The sequence below is a fragment of the Rhizobium sp. P1_E6 genome, from assembly GCF_056405875.1.
Map to the genome: position 1 here is coordinate 1 of NZ_JBFUBG010000193.1, position 3,796 is coordinate 3,796.

Sequence of the window (3,796 nt, forward strand, 5' to 3'; positions counted from 1 at the left end):
GTCAATGGAAGCATCGAGCAACGGGGATTGGAGCAGATGTTTGGTAGTAAAGATCCTGATCTCTGGGACGGCCATGAAGAACGACTGGATCGGGAACTGGCCTATTATGATAGGTTGGAAGGGGAACGGGAGAGGCGCCAGGTTGAGAGCGAAAAATCTCAGAAGAGCTCTGGCGATGGTTCAAACTCGAGAAATGATAAACGCGATCGAAATTCAGGAAACGATGGTAACGATTGGGGCCAAAGATGAACAGCGATGATTTTTCGCAACGATCAACTCCCGAACTTATGAGCGTCATCCAGGATAAGGATTCCGGGCACGAAAATAAGTATCAGGCCACACAATCTCTGCTCAAAAGGTGGCGGCAGGGGATTGACTTAGGGCCTCTGGTCAACCTCCTTCTTTCAGAGAATTCGCGTGAGCGTCTTCGTGGTGCAAACTATCTCAGCGAGTTGGGGCGAGGGGTTGAGGGATTGAATATGGCCGCGACAAGGCTCGCTGATGACCCCTTGTCAGCCTGTCGCAAGGCGTTCGTCGAATACGTAGAGAATTCTGCATACTATGAACAAGCGATCGCGAAAGCCCTAGCTAAATGCCTGTCAGACACAGACCTCTATGTCAGGTCGGCTGTTATTACATGGGCCGCCCATACATCCGATGAGAGGTTTGAAGACTTTTCCCGAATGGTTGAGACTGGAGCCGGTCGCCGAGAGCCTCGGTTCGCCAATCCTCTTAGTAACGATTTTTGGAACGAATCTAGCCTGAGACGTGCCGTTCGAGGGCTCGATATTATTCGACGTCTCCGCGAAGGCAAGGAGATCCAACAGATTAGGGTAGAGTTTCCGGGAGAGGACAGCTTTATATTCGATAGTGTCGAATTTTCGCAGACTCACCAAGATCGCCTCGCCAGATGGCAGAGAAGATAACTTGCGACGTCTGCGCTTCCGAACCGAACTTATGGATATGCGCGAGCTCATCGGTCGCAACTTCGCTCGTCTCTGCGGGGAGAAGGGCCTGCCGTAGGACGATATTGAGGCGCCTTAGGGCATCCTCGAGTTGATCAGCCGTGCGATGCGATCGGCRTGCGTTCGTTCGTCGGGATCAAAGGTGCCGGTCACGCTGCATTCGCAAAACCGGTTGTCGAATAAAAACAAAAGAAATTATTGCATTTTGATGCCCTCTCAAGCTCAGACGTAATCCCTAGTTTAGGGATCGTAGTAGGCTCAAAACTGAAGCTTGGGCATAAATCAGCTGCAACGTTCATCAGCCCAGAAAAGTCCTCGCGTGGTGTCGATTGAGGGATTGCATATGACGAAATTACCCGCTTAACCTGAAAACATATTTCGATTCGGGGTTGTGGGAACTTCATGTTTCTTTTTCGGTTTGGTTCTGCGGCTTTTGCCGCCACACTTGGTTTTTGCCTTCTGACAGGTACGTTGAATGCGCAGGAGCCGGCCAGGTCTGGTTCGGGCCTCGGCAACGGCTCGACGACCGGAACGATGGCGACTGGTGGTCAGTCGAAGGGCGCGAGCCAGACGCAGCCCACTGGCGAAGGCACTGCCGCCACCACGCTCGACATGGCGGTCGACCGTACCGCTGGCCTTGGTAATGGCGCGGAGCCGAAGTCTGGAGCATCAGCTGGCAAGGATGGCGATGCGACGSYAACCGATCCGACGGCAGACAAGGTCGGGACCGAGCCGACAGACGAGACGATCAACGCCGACGACAAGACGGGCAGCAAGGTCAAGGCCAAGAGCCTGRGTGCGGCAGCCGTCGCAGCGGTAGCCTCTATCCCCGCCGAGGCGGCCGTCAGTGCGCCGGAGAAGGCGTCGGTCCCGAYGATCGGTGGATCYGGWTCGTTCACGCAGTCGATCGCRATCGAKCTYCCCGACTTCCACGGCATCGAACCSAAGCTKGCGCTCGGTTACGATTCCGCCCGCAAGAGCCGYATCGGSGGCAGCTACCARGGCTGGCTCGGTTATGGCTGGGCGCTCGACGGTCTCGAGGTCATCGAGCGCGGCAGCATCGGCCGCGGCATTCCGGCCTTCGACGGCAGTGATTTTTATCTGCTGAACGGCGAATCKCTGATCCMCTGCTCGCCRASCAMCTCGGTCTCRTGTGCRACCGGTGGMACRCAYGTTACCGAGGTCGAGAGCTACAGGCGCATCAAGTATGACTCGGCCGCCAATATCTGGACGATCACCGATCGCGACGGCACGGTCTCGACCTTCCGCCCGGTGGCAACCGTTGCCGGGGTTAATCCCGCTCCGGGTAGCGTTGACGGCAATCTCGAACTGCTAGGCAAGTATCACCTGACTTCGGTCACGGACACCAACGGCAACACGGTCAGCTACACCTACACCTGCTTCAATCTTCCTGTTTGCTATGCGGCGACGATTTCCTACGGAAGCACAGTTGTAAGCTTTAATTACGAAGTCCGCCCCGACTACATCATCAAGGGAAACGCCTATCTTCCGGACTACACCACACGCCGCATGAAGTCGGTGGTCGTCCAGTCCGCAGGTCAGAACGTTGCCGCCTATGTGATGAACTACGACCAGGCGCAGCTTTCCAACACCTCGCGCCTGACGAAGGTCGAGCGCTATGGCAAGGATGTCGTGCTTGACGGTTCGGGTATCCCGACCGCCGGCACCCATAAGACCATCCGGCAGATTGCCTATGACAACTTCAACCTGAGCTATGCCTGGCTCGAAAATCAGTTTCCGAGGCCTGTCACCGATCAGGACTCGTACTTCTACAGTAAGCAGGTCGTTGACCTGAATGCCGATGGCTACGACGAGATCTTCGGACTGAGGTTGACCTCAAGCTATAACAGCGCGATTCGAGCCTACGAGCCATATCTCTATTGGGACTCGACAATCTTTGGGTCCACGGGTGCCGTATCCGGCACGTCGAGTGTCAATATATGGGGTCCGACCGCGGATGGGATTCCATCGTTAGTCCTCTCGTTCACGGGTCGCTTCGACGGAGGTAAGGTCAGCAAAGACACTGCCTACGTCCTCGACTACACACGTACTCACAGTCGCAACAACGGCAGCGACCAAGTCGACAAAATTCGTGAAATTGGTGTTATCGCTAGCAACAGTGCCGCCGGCATCGCCAAGACGACTTGCTCAGCGAGCTATACGAGCTTTTGTGGTGTGATCCCTACAGGATACAACAAGGGCATCTCCCTCATGGCGTTGGATCCCGAAGGGGACGGGATCGACGGCGCGGCTGGAACAACTGGTTTTGCAGCCGATTTCAAGGGCAACGGCCGCCAGAGCGTCGGGGCAACCGGACCGTACGTCTACGGCGACCTTAATGGCGATGGCGCGACGGACTACATTCGAGTCAGTACAAGCGGCGTAAACTACTACTGTGATATCTATATCTCAGTCGGCTCCGGTTTCGTGCAGATCGCATCCGGCCTGCCGATCACCGGCGCGCCCATGCTGCGTGACATGGACAATGACGGAAAGATGGAGATCGTCAGCTCTGCCGTCAAAAACACGACGACACCTTTCCGCGACATGCGCATCTACGCGATCTGGTCCAATTCCAACGGCACGTCCGTGCAGCCGTATGGTACAACCTTCCGAGGTTCCGCCCTATCCGGCGACTTCAACGGCGATGGTTTGCCGGACTTCGTAGCGTCGGCGACAGCAACCATCATCTCGAACACTGGCACTGGCAATCCGAACCTGCTGCGCTCTGCGACGCTGGAGACGGGCGGGACGGTTTCGGTCGACTACACGCCGTCGACGCGGTTCCCCGTCGCCTACCTGCCCTTCGT

The 3,796-nt window shown here is 56.3% G+C and carries 2 protein-coding genes; both read left to right on the top strand.

Annotated features, from left to right (window positions below):
- Nucleotides 1–249 (top strand): hypothetical protein (locus tag AC1D35_RS35040; RefSeq protein ID WP_477942506.1); only part of this gene is annotated, 249 nt, incomplete at its 5' end.
- 1,118 nt (nt 250–1,367) lie between these two features.
- Nucleotides 1,368–3,796, top strand: a 2,429-nt coding sequence (locus tag AC1D35_RS35045; protein ID WP_477942508.1) for an FG-GAP-like repeat-containing protein, incomplete at its 3' end; no start/stop codon positions are given.